Below are 701 nucleotides of genomic sequence, written 5' to 3'. Positions count from 1 at the left end.
TCCGGCCTGGTTGCAGACCGGGCAGTCGTCAAGCGCTTCGGCGTGCGCCTGGAAACCCGCAGCAGCCACGCCACCTTCCGCGACTATGACTTCGAACAACCCCGGCTGAGGATGGAAGCCGGCTATGGGGGCGAATTCACGCCGACGCTGGAAGCCTACGACTATCCCGGCCGCTTCACCGACCGCATCCGAGGCAAGCACCTGGCCAAACGCAGCCTGGAGCGCCTGCGCGCTGATTACGAACTGGCCGAGGGTCTCAGCGACGCCTACCTGGCGAGCGGCCACTTCCTTGCCCTCACCGACCACCCGCGCCAACAGTGGAACGACCTTNGTCACCAATCCCTCGGCTATGCACAATCAAGCTCCCTCTCCCCTGGCGGGAGAGGGTTGGGGCGCCCGGCATAGGGGAGAGGGGGATAGCAACTTCACCCAAGGCTACCGCAACCACTTCACCGCCACGCCCTGGGACATCTTCTATCGCCCCCGGCTCGAACACCCCAAACCCAAAGTCCTCGGCAGCCAGACCGCCGTGGTCACTGGCCCCGCCGGCGAGGAAATCCACTGCGACCAGTACGGCCGCGTGAAAGTACATTTCTTTTGGGACAGAAAGCACGGGGACCGTGAAGGCCTGGCGGACGACAAATCCAGCTGCTGGCTACGCGTATCCTCCAGCTGGGCCGGCGACCGCTACGGCGGCATCG

The 701-nt window shown here is 65.0% G+C and carries 1 pseudogene; it reads left to right on the top strand.

The features are described from left to right. Positions 1-701: pseudogene (gene tssI / locus EA795_RS21570) on the top strand (type VI secretion system tip protein TssI/VgrG); the annotation flags it as partial.

It is taken from the genome of Stutzerimonas nitrititolerans, from assembly GCF_003696285.1.
Taxonomy (GTDB): Bacteria; Pseudomonadota; Gammaproteobacteria; order Pseudomonadales; family Pseudomonadaceae; genus Stutzerimonas; species Stutzerimonas nitrititolerans.
This window is presented reverse-complemented; position numbering and strand designations above follow the sequence as displayed.